Raw genomic sequence first — 19,398 nt, 5'->3', positions numbered from 1 at the left:
TATATCACGAAATGAAAGCGCTTCATTGGACATTATTAGACTCATTTATTGGATTATTTTAAACCTTAATCCAACAGTAAGCTCTCTGTGAACGAATTATTTAGGGCTGTTACCTGATATTCGAGGTTGTCCCTTTCGCATCTCTCCAGGCGAAACTCCGAAGTGTTTCTTGAACACCCGGTAAAAGTACGATACATCCTCATAACCCGTCATCTCAGCAATATGTTTGAATGGAATCTGATCATCGAGCACCCACTCCTTGGCTCTTGCCATCCGTAACTGGACAATATAGTCGGTCACATTCACGCTGTGTTCTTTTTTGAACACCTTGCTGAGATATTCTTTGCTGACAAAAAAGATCTGGGCAAGCTGCTCCAGCGTAATCATCTCCATGCAATGCTGATCGATATATTGCTTCACCTCATCCAGGTTCAGCTTGTTCTTGAATTTGCGCTGCGCAATCAGCTGCTCCAACGAAGTATAGTAAGGCGCTGATATCCAGTCCACCGCCGATGCGATGGACGCCAGAGCCGTCGGCGGCGGGAGCACAGCTGCTACAGGTTGCTCACATAAGCCGTTGGAAACACACAGCTCGCCCAGCAGCGTCTGCAATTCATATGCAATCCGCCCCAGCTGTTGCGGTCTTTGGATATCACTGGTATCAAGTCGGTGCTCCAGCTGCCCGAACAGCTCATGCAATCCCTGAACGTTCAAGTCGTTAAAACGCAAGCGTGCCTGCTGCTGGAACAACGAGAATTCGCCAGAAAAAGCCGAAGGATAAGGTTCCCAGGACTCCGGCCCGGACTCGGTCTTTTCCAATTCACGTTTACACTTGGCCAGAACGTTATTCAATTCATCGGGATTTACTGGCTTAAGCAGATAATCAGCGGCACGGTGACGAATGGCATGTTTCGCATAATTAAAATCATCATAACCGCTAACCACAATCACTTTGATATGCGGATATTGTGCGCTCAGCGTCTGGAGCAGTTCCACGCCGTCTTTACCCGGCATACGCATGTCTGTAATGATAATATGGGGCTGATGCTGCTCGACCAACCGGATCGCCTCTCCGCCATCCTCTGCCTCACCTGCTACCACCATGCCAAGCTCATCCCACGTGCCCAAATTGCGCAAAATATCTCTATTCCATGGCTCGTCGTCCACTAACAGCACTCTATAATAATCCTTGTTCACGAGATCTCGCCTCCTGTATGGCAAGGAATTCGAACAGTGACACGGGTTCCCTGTCCTTCCCCACTCTCCATGTTCATACCGTATGCAGGCCCAAAGTGCATCAAAATGCGTGATGCGGCATTGACCAGACCAATGCTAGTCCCCGAGCTCCATACTCTGTCTCCTTGCTGGGACAGCTTGGACAGTCTCGATTGCATCTCGGCCAGCCTCTCTTGATCCATGCCCATCCCATTATCGGAAATTCGGATGGTTACCTCATGATCTATTCGGACAACTTGAATGTTCAATTTCCACTCTCCCTGCTTTTTCTCCAGACCATGAACAAATGCATTCTCCACAATCGGTTGCAGGGACAACTTGGGAATGTAACAGTCATTCAGCCCGCCTTCAATCTCCAGTTTATATTCAAGTCTGCTGCCAAAACGCTGCTTCTGGATGAGCATATAATGCTCCAGTTGGTCCAATTCGGACTGTAATGGCACGAGACCATCCGGCGCTCTGACAATATAACGGAACATCTCACTTAGTGCACGAATAACTTTATAACTGTCTGCCGGCTTCTGTGAGTACACCATACCTCCGATCATCTGCAACGTATTTTGCAGAAAATGCGGGTGAATCTGGGACTGAAGCGCCTTGAGCTCGGCCGTCTGTTTCTCCAGATTCATGAGATAGTTATCCCGGATATGCTCCCGAATGCGGCTTGCCATACCATGCAGATTTTTCTCCAGCAGGCCAATCTCATCCACCCGACCACTGCGCACCACTTCCTTGTCCTTGATCAACTGGATTCCCTTCATTGAATTCGCCAGTCTGACAATCGGTTTGGATGTTCGCCAAGCCACTAATGCTGCCAACAACACCGAAACCACGGTAGCCAGCCCACCCACAACAAGACCATATTTCATCGTTTCCATTGCACTCTCATTGATGACATGGGAAGGTACAATTTTGATCAGACGCATTCCTGACGGATCAATGGCATGATAGAATACATATTCCTTGGCTGTTCGAATGAAACCGGAACTATCCTTTGTAGCTGCAAGCCTTTCCAGTGCCTCTGCTGAAGGCTGTATCTCCTTATTGGGCTGATAGACCGGACTTCCCGTACTATCCGCGATGTACACCGCATAATCTCCCCGGCTGTCCAGCAATTCCAATGTCTGATTGAATTCGGCCCACTTGACTTCCAGACTGATCGCGCCGATCTGCGCCTGATCCTCGAATCGGTTCATGCTGCGGGTCATATGGAACTTCTCCGGATCGTTCGGATCATTAATAATCGTAAAGTCCTTATGCTGTTCAAAAAGTTCATCGTATGCCGAAGGAATGTCCGGAACCGATCGGATTCGGCTTTCCATCGAGTTGAAGGTAAACAATGTGTCCAGTTCCTTCAGGTACAATTCCACGCCAAATACATAGTTGCCAGCCGAATAATATACACTGTTCAGCATGTTGAACACAGCCTTCTGTTCATCGAAGCGGCTGGCAGCTGGAGCATCCTGGTTCAATGCCAAATACTGATGCAGCTCATCACTGATCTGAATGGAATAGATGAGATTGTTCATCCGCGCGAATTGTTCACCCAAATAGATGGAGGCCCAATTCATATTCGCACGGTTGGTCTCCATGATCTCTTCTTCCATGGAAGAACGGGTATTTTCGGCTGCTACAACCGTCATGGCAATGACGGGCAGAATGGCCAGAAACGTCATGGTGAGGATTAATTTGTTGCGAATGCTGCGTTTGAACGGATCAGTAAGCTTCCGATATAATTCGGTAAACACGAGGCATCCACTCCTGAGCTATGAGCTAAAATAAGATAAACGCCCCAGCATGAAGCCGAGGGCGCTTTGGTCTTGGTATTCTTTTTATAATCATTGAAAACAGACTTGTCAATTCATTTATGTTTTCCCATTATTGCTCAATAATGCAGAACCCCCATGGTTCCAGCTTCATATTCTGCCCTCCGGACACCGCTATTCCTGCCAGAAGTTCCGTTCCGTCCCCGTAGGCATACACGAACGAAGTCGCCTGATCAGAGTAGTTAAAGTAGTACCGAATCGTATTCCCCTGATCATTCACTCCGCTCTTCACGATGATTGGAAAAGCCAATTCCTGATCGGTTCCCCACAGTCCAGCTTCCTTCATGACACGCTCCAACACGTTGCGGATCACCGCGGAGCTGGTATAACATCCAACGTACGTTGCTTTGCCCTTGCCATAGGTATTCTGAGTAATTGCTGCATATTCTCCCCAGTGAGGATGATCATACCAGGCCAGCACTTCTGCAGTTGTTGGTGTGATGAGTTCCATCCAGGTGTGAATCTGATTCTGTTCCTCTCCAACCTCGAACGGATCATCTCGAAGCGACACATTTTTCGGCTCTACAAAAAGGTTGTAACTGATGCCACAAGCCTCACTGATCAGTCCAGGCTGGTGGGTAGAGCGGACCTTAATATGCTCATTAGCGAATCCGCTCTTGAAGGAGTAAACGACATGCCCACCATCTTGTACGAATTGGTTCAGCCTCTCAAGCAAGACATCGGAAGCTGCGTACAAAGCAGGCACAACGATCACATCATAGCCTTCATAACTCTCCACAGACGGATCAATCAGATCACAGCCAATATTCATTTTGTATAATTCGTCATACATCCAGCGGATAACGTCGTTGTATTTTTTGTCACTCGTAAAATTAAATCCGAACCACTTGATCGACGTCAACGCCTCATTGCTGAACAGCACGGCTACCCGATTCGTTTTCTTCAAATTCACAAGTTGCGGGCTAAGTCTGGCAAAATCCCGGCCGATCGTTTTGGCCTCGTTGTACACCGGATTGGGTTCAAAATCATGGCTCAGCAATCCTTTCCAATACGTCTCAAATGAATTATGCAAGGAATGCCAGTGCCAATAGGCGACCATGTTTGCTCCCGATGCCAGGTGGCTAAACGCCTGAAGGCGAAGCTGTCCGGGGTAGGGAACCCAATGCCAGAAAGCCTGCGCTTCCGTCTCCAGTACGAGATAGTTCGATTGTTTGGTGGAACGTGCCACGTCACCACCGAATGAAATCTCAATGCCGGTCAGATCATCCTGCGACGGATGGTAGATGTCCACACTGGTGATGTCAAAAGGTTTGGATGCGGCAAAATGGTCCACATCTCCCTGAATGCCGTACGAATATCCACGCCAGTCGAAGTCAAAATTCTGGGTTACAAACTGCCCCTCCTGTTTGTACTCATTTACAATTCCGACCTGCCACGCTAGAAAGTTAGTTACCAGTTGGCGCTGGAATTTGGCAAATTCAGCTCCCAGACTGCCGTTGATTGTACCAACAACAGACGGGAAGTCCTCCCAGCTATTAATGCGGTTACTCCAGTAATCCAGCCCAAATTCCTTGTTCAGATCATCCAATGAGCTGAACTTGTTACGCATATATTTGACGAATTGCAATTGTACATTATCTCCGGCAGTGTTGTAATGCTTCGTTTCGTTATCCGTCTGATAACCAATCACGGCAGGGTGTTTACTGACACGGGAAATCAGCTTGCGAATGATGCGTTCCGCATAGAACAGATACGTCGGATGTGTGATATCCATGATCTGCCGCGCCCCATATTTCCCCGGTCCCTGTACCGTTGTTGCCAGAACATCCGGGTGCTCCTTGACCATCCACGTCGGAACAGCATACGTAGGTGTACCCACAATAACCTGAATACCCGCCGCATGCATGGCATCCAGAACACGATCTACTGAGGAGAAGTCGAATACACCATTCTGTGGTTCATGCGTACTCCATGTTGATTCCGCAATCCGCACCACGTTGATGCCTGCATCTTTCATCATCTGAATATCCTTGTCCAATCGCTCATAAGGCATATATTCGTCATAGTAGGCTACCCCGTACAATAACTTGTCCATGTTAAAATCCCCTTTTCATCCGGAAGTATGAAGCTCTTGGCATTTATACAAAATGAAATGATCCAATTGAAAAATGATAACGTTTACATTATTATCTATTGAAGTACATCAGAGACTTAGCAATCTGCCGAACGCTCTCCTGTTCTGCGATTTTCAATGTTGGCGTTAAACTGATTATAATGAAGTATACTATGGGTGCCGATTGTACAAGGCGAGTTATTTTTACCCTTTTCCGAGGTGAATGTCATGGATATCCGATCGCAGCTGCGAGAAATGCCACATCATACACTGGCTCACTGGCTGCCTATTATCGACTGTAACATTAAATTCTATGGAGCGCACAGCCAACAAGTTCCATACGGTTGGGCGATGCCGGAGGAATGCCATCCGGGCTTTGAAATTATGCTGATTATAAAGGGGACTCAGGAGAGTGTAATTCACGGATATACCTATACGGTTGAGGAAGGTTCGATTCTGCTAATTCCACCCGGATTCAAACATACAAACCAATGTGTATCATCAGAGGGCATGACGTACTTCAGTGCTCATTTTAATGTAGATGATCCCGTATTTACCCTGAAGCTGATGTCACATCACAGCCGAATCTATGAGGCAGGCACCACAGATAATATGCAAATGCGCCCTGTCCTGGAGAACTGGATGAACATGATCAGAACATCGGAGGCATACACTTCCACAGACAAATTTATCATGCAGGCACGCATGTTTGAATTGTTTGCCCTGCTGTCCCAGGCAGCTGACCGTGAACCACTATCCACCCGATCTGATGCTTCGCCTAATGCTCCAGCTCCCGCAGCCATGCATTATGCAGGAGCCATCGCAGAAGCCATCAAACAGGCGTTCCATACCCAGCTCCGAATCAAAGAGGGCAATGTATCCACCGTCAAAGTGGAACAGATCATATCCTCATTTGGCATCAGTCCGGGATATGGGTTGCAGATCTTTCGCAAGGTATACGGACAATCTCCACGGGCCTACCTGTCCAGCCTGAAGCTGCAGGAAGCCAAAGTACTGATCGAACAGCCGAAGCTCTCTTTGGGGGAAATTGCATGGAAGCTGGGCTACACCCATCTGTCGCACTTCAGTCGGCAATTCAAACGATGGACGGGCCAGAGTCCACTTCAATATCGCAACGCCGTTCAGGATCTATCCAACGAATCGGGTCCAGTGGATCAGAGTTGGGAGACCGAATCGGACTAAGAAAGGAATCAGAAGATGAATGAATAGATGGGTTAAGGGCCGTATGATCTGTTGCGAATATGCTCATACTCTTCCGGGGTATTCATATTACTAAGCTGAATGGCCACATCATGGACACCAGCGCTTTCCAGCTCATCGACGTCGACATATCGGCAGCTGATCTCTTCAAGCCATTGGGTTACTTTCAGTCTATTATCTATTAAGCGCTGTTCAAGTTCGGGGAGAACATGTCTATGATATGCACCTGCAAGCGGATGAACACGCCCTGCCAGTCGTGGAACGATCGCTTGATGCTCTTGACCTGATTCGGTGAGCCACTTCATACCTTTGAAAAAGGATGGCTCTATAAGCGGCATATCACAGGCGCAGACAAGGTTCCAGTCTGTCTGCGAGGCTTTCAGCGCGGCATGCAACCCTGCCAGCGGTCCCTTCCCAGGGTAATAATCCTGAACGCAGTCATAGGGCAATGCCTTGTATGCAGCCGTGTTGGCTCCTGCGGAAACGATAATACTATTCACAGCTGGTGCCATCGCTTGGATGACCTGCTCCAGCACGCTGGAACCATTCCATTCCAACAATGCCTTATTGGAACCCATACGGCGGGATAAACCTCCTGCCAATACAATACCTGTCCATTCCATCGTGCTCACGGTAATCCTCCTCGTTCAATAAACTTATTCTATACATTGAATACCCTTTCAACAAATGATACATTGAAGAATATGATTCTGAAAGGAATGGCTCTATTGGACAGATATGCACCCGGAAGAGGCAATCCCTCTTTGGTTTCGCTGAAACTATATAACTTTTTCATTTATGGAGCCATTTCAATCTTCGCCGGTTTTCTTCAGTTGTATTTGCAGGAAATCGGGATGACCAAATTGGAGATTGGCAGTCTGATGGCGATTGGTCCGTTTGTATCCTTGTTCGCTAATCCGTTCTGGGGCTTCTGGAGCGATAAATCACGCAATATTCGCATTATTCTGATGATGATGATGGGTGGCACCTTTGTGCTTGCTCAGGCCGTATTCTATGCGCCTACGTATGCCTGGATTTATGCAGCCATGATCTTTTTTTATTTTTTTCAAAGTCCACTGTTTGCCCAAACCAACAGCCTGATTCTCGGTTATATCGATGGCACAACTCAGAAATTCGGTACGTTTCGGCTTTGGGGATCGCTGGGTTGGGCTCTAACCGCTGTGGCTGCCGGACCGCTGATTGACCGCCTGGGAGCGGGCAGTGTATCGATTGTCTTTGCCTTCATGATTGTCATTGCCTTTGTCTTTGCCTTGTTTCTACCCAGACAGCCGATCGCTTCAGATACACCTGTAGTGAGCTTTCGACGTTTCGGCAGGGTGATGTTCAATCCGTACTTTATGATCTTTATCGGGCTTGGGGTGCTCGTTTCCGTACCCAACGCCATGAACAGTACATTTATGTCATTATACATCGTGGAAATGGGTGGCGATAAACAGATGGTTGGCTGGGCCATCTTCACATCATCCATCCTTGAAGTGGGTGTTTTCTTACTCCTGGACCGTTTTCTCAAACGCAAAATGAGCATGCTTCTATCATCGCTCATCCTGATCAGTCTGTTGTTCGCCATCCGCTGGCAGCTCATGGCCTTAGCGAACAATCCGTTAGAGATTGTGTTCATTCAGCTCATGCACTCCATTACGTTCGGCGGGTATTTCTATGTAGGAACCCAGCTGACGATGCTGTTCATTCCAAGGCCGTACCGTTCCTCTGGTCAGGCCGTGTATACAATGGCCTGGGGCGGCCTCTCTGGTGTCATTGCCGGCCTGTTTGGCGGCTGGCTGTTCCAGAGCTTTGGTGCTGAAGTAATGTATAACATCGGGGTATTCTTCTCCCTGATCGGTGCTGTTGGTTTTGCAATCATGTGGCTCTCGAACCGCCGCAACGGCTATCAGCCAACTGTGTTGACGGAAATGGGTGAAAGGTAATTTTTTGTTGTAGGCTATTCGCACGTTCAAAGTCACACTGGAGCACTCCGATGACAGAACAACCTTCCGATCGCTGTTATCCCCAGATTTTTTTGAATCCCTTATTTAAAGGGGAAAATCCGGGGATAAAGGCGAACGCTCCGCTTCTTCAGGTTATTTCTGTCCTCTCCGTTATCGTGTAACATCATCGTTTAAAAAACCGAAACAAAAGATTAAGAATTGTAGTAGTAAAAAAGAAAGGCGTCTCCATTGGCATGTTGCCCTGGAGACGCCTTTTACGTTTATGGATTTAGGTTTACAGCTTAGGCGTATAACCCTAACTTGTTTTCTCACCCTAAACCTCTAACTTCACCTATTGTTCTACCTTTGTACTTAACCTTATGCTTTTGGCAGTTGGAACGAGCTTTTCAGGGATACTACCCGGTTAAATACCGGACGGCCTGGCTCGGAATGTTTCGGATCAACGCTGAAGTAACCATGACGGAAGAACTGGAATTTATCCTGTGCTTTCGCTTCCTTCATCTCTTGCTCCACAAACCCTTGAACGACTTCAAGAGAGTTTGGATTCAATTGATCCAGGAACGTTTTCTCCGGTTGCTCTTCAAGCTCTGTTTCCTCTTCAGCATCCGGTGCTTCTGCGGCGATCAGAGGTTCATACAGACGGAATTCAGCAGGTACCGCTTGGCTTGCTTCCACCCAGTGGATGGTACCTTTAACTTTACGGCCTGTGAATCCACTGCCGCTCTTCGTTTCCACATCATAGGTACAATGGATTTCAGTCACATTGCCTTCTGCATCCTTGATTACATCGTTACATTTGATGAAATACGCATGTTTCAGACGAACTTCGTTGCCAGGGAACAAACGGAAATATTTGTTCGGTGGATTTTCCATGAAATCGTCTTGTTCAATGTAAATCTCGCGAGAGAACGGAATTTGGCGATTGCCCATCTCCGGGTTCTCCACATTGTTCTCAGCTTCGAGCCATTCCACTTGCCCTTCAGGGTAGTTGGTAATGACTACTTTGAGTGGGTGCAGGACAGCCATCGTGCGCGGAGCTTTCAATTTCAGATCTTCACGTACAAAGTGCTCCAGCGTTTGCAGGTCGATAACGCCTTGGCTTTTGGAAATGCCTGTTTCGAATACGAAATCACGAATCGCTTCCGGTGTATATCCCCGGCGGCGCAGACCCGAAATCGTTGGCATGCGCGGATCATCCCATCCATCCACATGTCCTTCATCCACGAGCAGTTTCAGCTTCCGTTTACTTGTCACCATTTGCGACAGGTTCAGGCGGCCAAACTCATATTGATGTGGTTGGTTCTCCATCTCACATTCGGCAATAACCCAATCATAGAATGGACGTTGGTCCTCAAACTCCAGGGAGCAGAGGGAGTGGGTTACGCCTTCAATTGCATCTTCAAGTGGATGTGCGAATGCGTACATCGGATAGATGCACCATTTGTCACCCGTATTATGATGATGTGCATGAGCAATACGGTAAATGACCGGATCACGCAGGTTGATGTTCGGTGAAGCCATATCAATCTTGGCGCGCAGCACTTTCTCACCGTTCTGGAATTCGCCTGCACGCATCCGTGTGAACAGGTCCAGATTCTCTTCTACAGTGCGATCACGGTACGGGCTGTTCTTGCCCGGCTCAGTGAGCGTTCCACGCATAGCACGGATTTCGTCAGCGCTTTGGTCGTCGATATAAGCTTTGCCTTTTTGGATCAGCAAGACCGCGCGGCTGTACATTTCATCAAAATAATCGGAAGCAAAACGTTTCTCGCTCCACTCATATCCGAGCCATTTCACGTCTTCCTGAATCGATTGAACATACTCTACATCTTCCTTGACCGGATTCGTGTCATCGAAGCGCAGATTTGTTTTGCCGCCAAATTCGCCACCCAGTGCAAAGTTAATCCAGATCGCTTTGGCATGGCCGATATGCAGATAACCGTTCGGTTCCGGAGGAAAACGGGTAATGACTTCCTGGACTTTCCCTGACCGGAGATCTTCGGTAATAATATTTTTGATAAAGTTAGGTGGGGTTGTACGATTGTCCACAGGTATCAAACCTTTCATGAATTGATTGGAGCTTTCAGGAATTTGCAGCAATTCCGGCTAAAATCCCTTTATAACGAAGTCATTTCCTGAAAAAATCTATTTTCTTGGAAAGTTTCGTACGCGTTTCATTTAAATATACCTTTAACGAGGGAGGAGTTCAATAAATAACGCCCCAAAATCAGGATCAGTTACACACAAGATAGGCCCAAAACCATTTTGACGGGTTCGCACGAATCATGTAGCATGATAGAAAAACAGAATTTAAGGGAGGGTTTCCCATTGAACGCGCTAAAACTGTCCAAAGAACAACAGGATGAAGCCATACGTACCATCCAGTCGTATTTCGAAGAGGAACGCGGCGAAGAACTGGGCGATCTGGCAGCTTGGGGTGTGCTGGATCTTTTCATGACCCAGTTGGCTCCCTTCATATATAATGAGGCACTGGGTGACGCCCGTACTACGGTGAATCAACGCATGGCCTCGATGGAAGAAGACCTGTTTGCATTGGAGCGCAAGCTACCGAAGAATTCCCGATAATTCATTATTTTAAAGAAAGAAGGTTGCACTCATGTTTACCTATTCATTGGATGAATATACCGAACTCCGCCCACTTGCCATGGAACACACCAAACCGTTGTTCGAACTCACGGACCGCTCGCGGGACCAGTTGAGGCATTGGTTACCGTGGGTGGACAACGTGACCGAGATTGAGCACACTTCAAATTTTATCAGCAATGCATTGAAACAGGGTGCTGACAACGGCGGTTTCACCGCAGGTGTCTGGCTAAAAGGCGATCTTGCAGGCATCATCGGCTTCCACGAAATCAACTGGACCAACCGCTCGGTAAGCATCGGATACTGGCTTGGCAAAGGTTTTGAAGGTCAAGGCTTGATGACCAGCGCATGCCGTGTTCTGGTCGACTACGCTCTCGTCACCCTGGATCTGAACCGTGTCGAGATTCGTTCAGCAACCAACAACAAGCGGAGCCGGGCCATCCCTGAACGGCTTGGATTCGTCCTTGAAGGCGTTATTCGTCAGGCTGAGAAACTGCCTAAGGGCTATGTTAACCATGCGGTGTATGGCATGCTGCAGCATGAATGGGAACTTTTACGCTAAATTAGACTTACATAATTTGAATGGTTGGAGGACTATTTACTACTACGAAATATGTTCCTCACAATGGCATACATCAACTCTTAAAGCCCCTCCTACTCCACAACATGTGGAGAATAAGGAGGGGCTTATCTAATTTGCGCATTTATGCATCCATATAACTTCGAATCTCTCGATCCGACTTCTTCTTAGAGCGCACGTACCATGCCACCGTCCACCACAAGGGATGTACCTGTAATGTACGTATTTGCTCCTGATAAGAGGAACACAACTGCTTTGGCAAACTCCTCGGGTTGACCATAACGTCCCAGTGGAATTTCCTTACGGAATTGTTCGGCAACCTCTTCCTCACTTATTCCGTTCTGCTCTGCACGCGCAGCGTCCAGTTCATGTATCCGATCCGTACCAATTCTACCTGGTGCAACCGTATTGATCAGAATGCCATATGGCGCAAGTTCCTGTGACAAGGTCTTGGCTAATCCGAACACACCCGTACGGAACGTATTGGACAGAATCAGACCGGGGATCGGCTGCTTCACAGAGGTGGAGGCAATGTTCACGATATGTCCGCCATTCTCCTTCATGTAAGGAAGCGCACCGCGAATCAGTCTGACATAGCTAAGTACATTTAATTCAAATGCACGTTCCCAATCTTCATCCGTCAATGACTCGAATGTTCCTGAAGGCGGGCCGCCTGAATTGTTCACCAAAATATCAATCTGCCCAAACTGTTCGCCTGTCTTGCGAATCAGGGCATCAATATCTTCCTTGCTTGTCACATCGGTTGCACAATATTCGATACGTCCACCGCCACCCAGCGCCAGCAGCTCCTGCTTCACCGCTGCAAGCTTCTCTTCGTTCCGGCTGGCGAGCATGACATCAGCGCCTTCTGCCGCCAATTGAGCGGCTACCGCTTTGCCCAGTCCTCGACTGGATGCAAGCACCAGCGCCTTTTTACTCCGAAGTCCCATGTCCATTGTTGTTCCTCCTTCTACTCTGTTCTATCCGTTGGCCCGGATGAAATAGCTCATAAGAATATCGTCCACATAATTGCCTGCAATATAAAATTCGGACACCAGTCTGCCTTCCGTCACAAATCCGCACTGTGTATAAAAAGCAATCGCCCCTGGATTGCTGGATAACACCCGCAACCTAAGTTTGATGATCCCTTGTTCAAAGGCATGCTGTTTCATCGCATCCATCAGGGCTGTAGCAATACCACAGCGCCGATCATGGGGATGAACAGCGATATTAATCTCGTATACATGGCGGTTAACAGGCATTCCTGTTGGCAGATAAAAGCCCACATAACCACATACCCGCTCTCCCTGAACGGCAATCAGCTGACTGCCTGGAGGACAATGCTGCAAATATTGTTGTCTGGATCGCCACTGAAACGGGGCCGGAGAGGTATGCTTATCCCATACCAGTGCATCCAGTTCCATCAGTTGGGCGGCATCCTTGATCTCGGATGGCCGAATGGTATACGTATGGCTGATAAGCATAAAAGTTCAACCTTTCGTGCAATAGTCGATAATACTGCGCAAAGCAGCGTTAGAAAAAATGGCTTGTTCCTTACTCATTTCGACATTTTGCAATTGAATACGATGCAAAATGCTCCTTTGCTTTATATTGTAGCATAGCCTCAGACTTGACTAAAATTTCACTCAGTGGAAAGAAATGAACACTTAACCTTGCCGTAACGTTATCGTTTATACTGAATTGATAAGGAGGTGCACGTGATGAACATCAAAGAAGCCGCGGACAGACTCGGCATATCGGCGAGAGCTATTCGCTTTTACGAGGAAAAAGGACTGATCTCGCCCGTCAAACAGACAAGTAACGGATATCGTACATATACCGAGAATGACATCTGGCGGCTGCAAACCATTGCAGCTCTGCGTGAAATCGGGATGTCGCTTCAGGATATCACCCAAGCGCTCGGAGAGATTGACCAGGGCAATCAGCAGCGGCTGGAAGAATATCTGGAGCTGCAGCAGGCGGTCATGTATGCCCAATGGGTTGAGCTCAAGCGCATGCTGGATACAACCCAGCGCATGATTGATCTCAATCGCCAAGACGGGCCACTGGATGTCAGTCATCTGCATGATCTTGCAGACAGTGCGCGCCGTCTCAGGGAAGCCCGGCAGAACTGGCATGACCGCTGGAATTACGATATGCAAGCAGCCATCCACGATCAGCGGGTACAGGCGGCGAATGGTCGTCTGCCAGGACAAATTGCCTCAAACGTCAGCATTGATTCGAGACCTGGAGCCATGCAAGCAGCGGTTGAGTCGGATCGAAAAGGCGGACCAGATCATAACGGCGATGAAATCCATAGCCAGAACAATAGCCAGACAGCACACAGTCCAAACAGCGATACAACGTATCCGGAAGATGCAGGATCAGGATCGGGAGAATTAGGAGTAAGAGTAGGCGCAGGACCGTTCAATATATATGACAACTATGATGAGGCGCTGGAGCAGACGGCAAGCTGGATATCTCCTGTGCCCGGCGAAAAAGGACTCGATATCGGTACAGGCACGGGGAATTTGGCTGGCAGACTGTTAGAGCGCGGCGCAGCGATGACTGCCATCGATCAATCCCGGGAGATGCTGCGTACATGCCGCACCAAATATCCCGAGATGCATGTGAAGCTTGGCAACTTTCTGGCGTTGCCTTTCGCCGACCATTCCTTCGATTTTGTCGTATCCAGCTTCGCCTTCCATCATCTGAGCCCAGACCAGCAACAGTTGGCGTTACATGAAATGCAGCGAGTGTTAACTGCACGTGGACGGATCTGCCTGACAGATCTGATGTTCGCTGATGCAGCTCACCGTCAGACGTATATTCAACAGGCTGAAGCAGCAGGTCATGAGGACCAATTGCAAACGATAAGGGAACGTCATTTCCCGCTGCTGGACGGCCTGTGCGGCTCGCTGGAGGACGCAGGCTATGTGACGAAGCATATACGCCATAATGTGCTTCTGCACACGTTGCTGGCCGTTCCTTTGCGTTAGAATGATCATCCCACCGTAACGAGTTCCCCTGACCCGCTATTGAATCCTTCTCAAATAAAAAAAAGGTCACCCTGCCTGTTAAGGAGGATGACCTTCCACTCTAGTAAAACATCGAGTTTGTATTTAATTTACATATAAATTTCAACAATCGTGCGCTCCGAAGCATTACGCGCTTGTTTGAATTCATCCAGCGAGATACGAGCCCCACCTTGACGGTAACGGTTCGCCGTTTGCTCGGTGCGGATGTCCTTGCCATTTACCGTTACACGGTTAACCGAACCTTCGTTCAGATGGTAGATAAATGTTACCGGCTCTCCTGCATATTCAAATTCGAATTGCATGCCATTCAGCTCAGCCGGCAATACCGGGTCAATAACCAGATCTCCGCCTTCCTGACGAATGCCAAGTGCGTTCGAGATCAATTGGTTCATGTAGATTCCAGGGCCGCTGGAGTAGATTCTCCATCCACCTTTCACCTGTACTGTTCCTTTGCGTAGTTGGTCAAAATGCTCCTGCGCCTCGTAGCGCGTGTTGAACTTGCCGTCGGAACTGCTGAAGTACGCGTTCGCCTGACGAATCTCCGCATTAGGTACAACTTCGCCGATGCCAACCGGGTTAATCATGGCAAGACCATTCCATACCTGATCCGTCTTACCAAGCTTCGCCATCGCTTCAACGTAACGGATATGAGCGTGTACATACTGCAAACCGATCTCGCGACCGAAGTTGGACGCTTGCTCTGCCCGTTTGAAGTGAGTGCTCACACCGCCTGCATATTGAGCTGGACGATTCATCAGACGTACCCCATCCGGGCACAGGAACTGTTCACGAATCAGCGCATAATGCGATTCTGCCTGTTCTGCATTCAGCAATTCACCGATCATGCTGCGCGTCATCGGCAGAAGGCGATATTGAATGCCTGTCTCCGTATCTGTTGGGTGAAGCATCAGCTTCGCTTGATCTGCTTCTTCCATGTATACGAAACCTGGGATCACATCTGTACCCAGCATGTAACGATTAAAGTCTTCACGGATGCCTTGAGCCAGAACGTCCAGCTCCTGTGCAAATCCAGCGTCTTTATGTTGCAGCGCTTGTGCGAGCACATTTACAGACTGATAAGTCAAAGCAACGGTCCAGCTGCTCACCATATATTGTTTGAGCTGTGCATTGGCTGGCTGGAGCGTATCATCCCAGTCCCCATCACCGTAAGAAGACAGGAATGTGTCGTGCAGGAAGTGTGAGCGGATATATTCGATCTCTTTTTTCGCGTGATCCAATACAGTCGCTGTTTCTTCCGTGAATCCGAAGCTGTGCTTAACGGTATAAGGCACTTTCTCATCCAGAATCGCATAGTCGCGAGTCGCTGTCAGGTAGTCCGCCAGCACTTTCAGCGGCCATACGATGATGTCACCGTGGCTCTCTTCCTGCTGAATTGCAAAATACTTGTCGAACATAAACCATTGCGGCCAGTTGCCATCATCTTCATATTGGTGGGTGTATACCATTTTGATGATATCGCGAACCTGCTCATATTTTTGCGTTGCCATGAAGTATTCAACCGGACCTTGGCATACATCCCGAGTACCCCATGCTGCGCCGCCGTACTGCTCCAAACCGTGAGGCACGGAGTAGTGAACCAGCATATTGTGTGTGTACCACCAAGCCAGTGCGTTCACTTTGAACAGATCCTCTGCACTTTGGCCCTCACCACGAGACAAACGGAAACCGTTCATTACACCTGCGAAGAATTCACGGTACGCCCGCACTTCCTCTTCAAAAGTAAGACTGGATCCTGCTACGACAGAACCGTCTGCTTCGTTTACTTGACCTTCCAATACGCCTTGTACCTTGAGCGTCCATTCTGCACTCTCTTCCAGACTAAGTGTAACCAGCGATGCAGATCCACTGCGAATACCACTCGCCAGCAACGTTTCATCTCCAACATTTACAGCTGCGCCATCCACCGACATGCGGTATTGCAGGTCAGGATACGTTCCGGCACTAATCGCTTGCGGATCAGCCTTGAAGATCAGCGTGTTGCCATCTTGCGTCATATGCAACGGATACTCGTATTCATTGACATTCATCGTAACTTGGTTGGTTACCAGGTAGCGATATGCTTTGCCACTAGTCGAGCGCACATTCATGCTCACTTCAGTCGTGTGTGCTCCAGTGTAGTTGGTCACGATAATGGTATCCGATTCGGTTTTGTAGATCCAACGTACATAGTTGAAGCCAATCTCGAACAGGGAAGGCATCGTCAGCAGACGATATTGTCCATCCATTTCCACATAAATGCGTTGTCCAGCCGTCTTCGGCACGTTCAATGCGTTACGGGCATTACTGATCATTTTATTAAAATTGGTGTTACCAATAACGAGTTGTGAGTTGAAAATACCGTACATATACGATGTCGTCGTAATAACCTGCGCACCCAGCTGTACATTGCCACCACTCATCAGGATATGGCCGTGCGGACGCTCTACGAGCAATTCTTTCGCTTTCAGGACGATATGTTCATAACTGCCCGTGAAGAAGGATAACAGTGAATCACCGCTACGCTCTTCCTGATGACGGTCAGGGAACAGATCATTAATCTCATCTTGTGTCAAATCAAGCGCAGCAAGCGGTTCACCCAAGAAGGATGACAGTTTCACCTGTTCCAACGTCTCGCCTTGCTCCACAGTCAATGCTTGTACTTCGTTCCATGCTGCAGTCACTTCATCCCCGAATTCCAGTGCGGAGATTCCGGCAGGATGATCTGCTTTGGCCAGTCCGTAGAAGACCACTTGGGCTTCCCCGTCCAAGCTTACGCGCTCCGATTGCAATGCTGTGTAGGCAAATTCATACTGGTATGTCTCATTTGCCAGTGTATTATGGCTCAGGCTCTCAGGCTGGTTCGTTTCCTTGTAGGACAGACCGAAGAATTGGAATCCGTCTGTAGAGTAACCAATTGCCTTAGTCAGAGAACCTTGTTGCATGTAAGGGAAAGCACCGCCCTGAGGCTGGTTTTGACGGGAACACACCACATATCCCTTCGCTTCATCTTCGAATACCGTATGGTCAATATATTGTGACAGATAGGCTTCATTGCTGCGTACTGCACCTGGATCAGCAAGACCTACATCTTGTCCATATACCACGTCAACGTTATGTTGTTGTCCTGTGAGCTTCACATCCCAGAACCAGACGCCTTGCGTTGTGGCTGTAAACACAACCTGATAGCTAATACCTTGTTCTTTGCCTTCAAGCTGTACGGTACCTTCCCAGATCAGTTGATTCCCGGATTGCGCTTTGCTTGTGATCACTTTGCTGTTCGAACGCACACCCAGCAGTGGGAACGAGCTGATTTTCTCTCCCTCGTGTACACGCAGATACAGGTTATTCAAAGATCCATCAATCTGGTTGCTAAGCAATTGATTCAACATGGTCGTACCAGATTTAGCTTGGTACAGGTCCCCACTGTTCAAAAAGGTAAAGGATAAATCCCCGGCAGTCAGCCGGATTGGTTCATTAATCATCGTTGTCATACTATTCACTCCTTCAATTAGTATAAAATCGAAACGTTTCGATAAATCTGAAAAAGAATAGGGGTCCTCTGCGAAATGACCTTTGTCTGGCCAATTCGGACGGTGATCCCCATCATTCAACTCTTAATTCAAAGAGGGCGAGTTACTTCCTAGGCCGGCTGGTTTCCTGACTCTACCTGTACCGATCGTACAGACTCGCGCTCCACCAGATCAATGGTTAACGTATACGATGTATTCACAGCTTCGCCGTTCAGCATCTGGAAGAGCAAATGTCCTGCCAATGAACCTGCTTCATGCTTGGGCTGCCGCACCGTCGTAAGCGGAGGATGAACATATTCGGACAGTTGAATATCATCAAACCCGATTATCGAAATGTCATTCGGTACCGAAATGCCGCTCTCTTCAAATGCTTTCAGTCCACCAATCGCCATTTCGTCATTCCCGTAAAATACAGCAGATGGAAGCTCGCCCTGCATAACCATCATCTTGGTTGCACTATATCCGCCCTCACGTACAAAATTACCGCTTAGACGCCATTTGGACTTCTCTTCAAGGCCCGCCTCCTGCATTGCTCGCAAATATCCTTGATAACGCAGAGCATTATCATAAGAATTGGATGGCCCGCTGATATAGGCGATGGTCTTATGCCCCTTCTGAATGAGGTGACGTGTAGCCAGGTAACCACCTTGCTCCCCGTCCACCAGCACGTTGACCAGATGGCTACTTGACAGCTGCCGATCCATTACAATGATAGGGAAACGTTCACCTGCAGATTCCACCAGGATATCATCATGGATGTTATGAGCCAGGATAATAGCACCATCCACTCTTTTCTCTCGCAAGAAACGAACCGCTGTGGAGTCGCGTCCTCCCATAGAGCTGCAAGCAATCAGATCATATCCGTTAGCCAGCGCTACGTCCTGTACGCTGCGAATCAATTCGGAGTAATACGGACCCGACAGATCTGTAAGAATCAACGCAATCGTGTTCGTCCGGCTCCGTTTCAGGTCCATGGCAAAGCCGTTTTTGCGATAATTCAGTTCCCGTGCTGCCGCCAGCACTTTTGCCTTGGTCTTGGCACTTACCTTGCTGTCCCCATTCAGTGCATAGGAAGCGGTCGAGAGCGCCACGCCTGCCAGCTTTGCCACATCCTTAATCGTTGCCATTCCACGTTCGCTCCTTCTAACTTTCTTGTTACCTATCATTTTATACTGTAAATGGATGCAACAACCACTCATTCCTATGCATTATCCATTAGAAATGGCATCAATTCTCATTTATCGAAACGTTTCGAAGTGTTTTCAAAAAAAATTTATCTTCACGTCTTTTAAGCATCACTGCTGAATCATATACCCTTTAAT

Annotated in this window: 14 protein-coding genes; 5 read left to right on the top strand and 9 right to left on the bottom strand. The window is 48.2% G+C overall.

Annotated features, from left to right (window positions below):
• Positions 1-96 precede the first annotated feature (96 nt).
• From AC4PM4_RS11225 to AC4PM4_RS11215, 3 genes are all read right to left on the bottom strand, one after another.
• Complete coding sequence (locus AC4PM4_RS11225) at positions 97-1,197, bottom strand: response regulator (RefSeq protein WP_400347701.1); 1,101 nt, start codon at positions 1,195-1,197, stop codon at positions 97-99.
• A complete protein-coding gene (locus tag AC4PM4_RS11220) occupies positions 1,194-2,984 on the bottom strand; it encodes a sensor histidine kinase (RefSeq protein ID WP_491613623.1) in 1,791 nt (596 codons plus the stop codon). The genes AC4PM4_RS11225 and AC4PM4_RS11220 overlap by 4 nt, the downstream gene beginning before the upstream one ends.
• 130 nt (positions 2,985-3,114) lie before the next feature.
• Positions 3,115-5,118, bottom strand: a complete 2,004-nt coding sequence (locus tag AC4PM4_RS11215) for a beta-galactosidase (RefSeq protein WP_491613622.1) — start codon at positions 5,116-5,118, stop codon at positions 3,115-3,117.
• 246 nt (positions 5,119-5,364) lie between these two features.
• Between AC4PM4_RS11215 and AC4PM4_RS11210 the strand changes: the two genes are divergently transcribed.
• Entirely contained in the window at positions 5,365-6,339 is a 975-nt protein-coding gene (locus AC4PM4_RS11210) for an AraC family transcriptional regulator (protein ID WP_072733658.1), read from the top strand.
• A gap of 32 nt (positions 6,340-6,371) precedes the next feature.
• On the opposite strand, the gene mobA is transcribed toward AC4PM4_RS11210, so the two are convergent.
• Complete coding sequence (gene mobA, locus AC4PM4_RS11205) at positions 6,372-6,980, bottom strand: molybdenum cofactor guanylyltransferase (RefSeq protein ID WP_072733943.1); 609 nt, start codon at positions 6,978-6,980, stop codon at positions 6,372-6,374.
• A gap of 96 nt (positions 6,981-7,076) precedes the next feature.
• Between mobA and AC4PM4_RS11200 the strand changes: the two genes are divergently transcribed.
• Positions 7,077-8,303: an MFS transporter gene (locus AC4PM4_RS11200; protein WP_063566968.1), complete on the top strand. Its 1,227-nt coding sequence runs from the start codon at positions 7,077-7,079 to the stop codon at positions 8,301-8,303.
• Positions 8,304-8,681: 378 nt separating this feature from the next.
• Here AC4PM4_RS11200 and AC4PM4_RS11195 read toward each other — a convergent pair whose 3' ends face one another.
• Entirely contained in the window at positions 8,682-10,391 is a 1,710-nt protein-coding gene (locus AC4PM4_RS11195) for a glutamine--tRNA ligase/YqeY domain fusion protein (RefSeq protein WP_162842457.1), read from the bottom strand.
• Positions 10,392-10,652: 261 nt separating this feature from the next.
• On the opposite strand from AC4PM4_RS11195, the gene AC4PM4_RS11190 reads away from it, so the two are divergent.
• Positions 10,653-10,910, top strand: coding sequence for a DUF2164 domain-containing protein (locus AC4PM4_RS11190; RefSeq protein ID WP_491613621.1), 258 nt, complete (start codon positions 10,653-10,655; stop codon positions 10,908-10,910).
• Between the two features lie 31 nt (positions 10,911-10,941).
• Positions 10,942-11,490, top strand: a complete 549-nt coding sequence (locus AC4PM4_RS11185) for a GNAT family N-acetyltransferase (protein ID WP_076287542.1) — start codon at positions 10,942-10,944, stop codon at positions 11,488-11,490.
• Between the two features lie 185 nt (positions 11,491-11,675).
• Here the strand turns inward: AC4PM4_RS11185 and AC4PM4_RS11180 are convergent, their stop codons facing one another.
• Together AC4PM4_RS11180 and AC4PM4_RS11175 are read right to left on the bottom strand one after the other, a co-directional pair.
• Complete coding sequence (locus AC4PM4_RS11180; protein WP_491613620.1) at positions 11,676-12,464, bottom strand: SDR family oxidoreductase; 789 nt, start codon at positions 12,462-12,464, stop codon at positions 11,676-11,678.
• A gap of 24 nt (positions 12,465-12,488) precedes the next feature.
• Positions 12,489-12,992, bottom strand: coding sequence for a GNAT family N-acetyltransferase (locus tag AC4PM4_RS11175; protein ID WP_090951995.1), 504 nt, complete (start codon positions 12,990-12,992; stop codon positions 12,489-12,491).
• A gap of 237 nt (positions 12,993-13,229) precedes the next feature.
• Between AC4PM4_RS11175 and AC4PM4_RS11170 the strand changes: the two genes are divergently transcribed.
• A complete protein-coding gene (locus AC4PM4_RS11170; protein ID WP_491613619.1) occupies positions 13,230-14,507 on the top strand; it encodes a methyltransferase domain-containing protein in 1,278 nt (425 codons plus the stop codon).
• A gap of 128 nt (positions 14,508-14,635) precedes the next feature.
• On the opposite strand, the gene AC4PM4_RS11165 is transcribed toward AC4PM4_RS11170, so the two are convergent.
• Positions 14,636-18,037, bottom strand: a complete 3,402-nt coding sequence (locus AC4PM4_RS11165) for a GH36-type glycosyl hydrolase domain-containing protein (RefSeq protein ID WP_491613618.1) — start codon at positions 18,035-18,037, stop codon at positions 14,636-14,638.
• A 149-nt stretch (positions 18,038-18,186) separates the two neighbouring features.
• Complete coding sequence (locus AC4PM4_RS11160; protein WP_063566921.1) at positions 18,187-19,203, bottom strand: LacI family DNA-binding transcriptional regulator; 1,017 nt, start codon at positions 19,201-19,203, stop codon at positions 18,187-18,189.
• Positions 19,204-19,398 lie beyond the last annotated feature (195 nt).

The sequence above is a fragment of the Paenibacillus sp. MDV22-iso6 genome, assembly GCF_058408365.1.
This window is presented reverse-complemented; position numbering and strand designations above follow the sequence as displayed.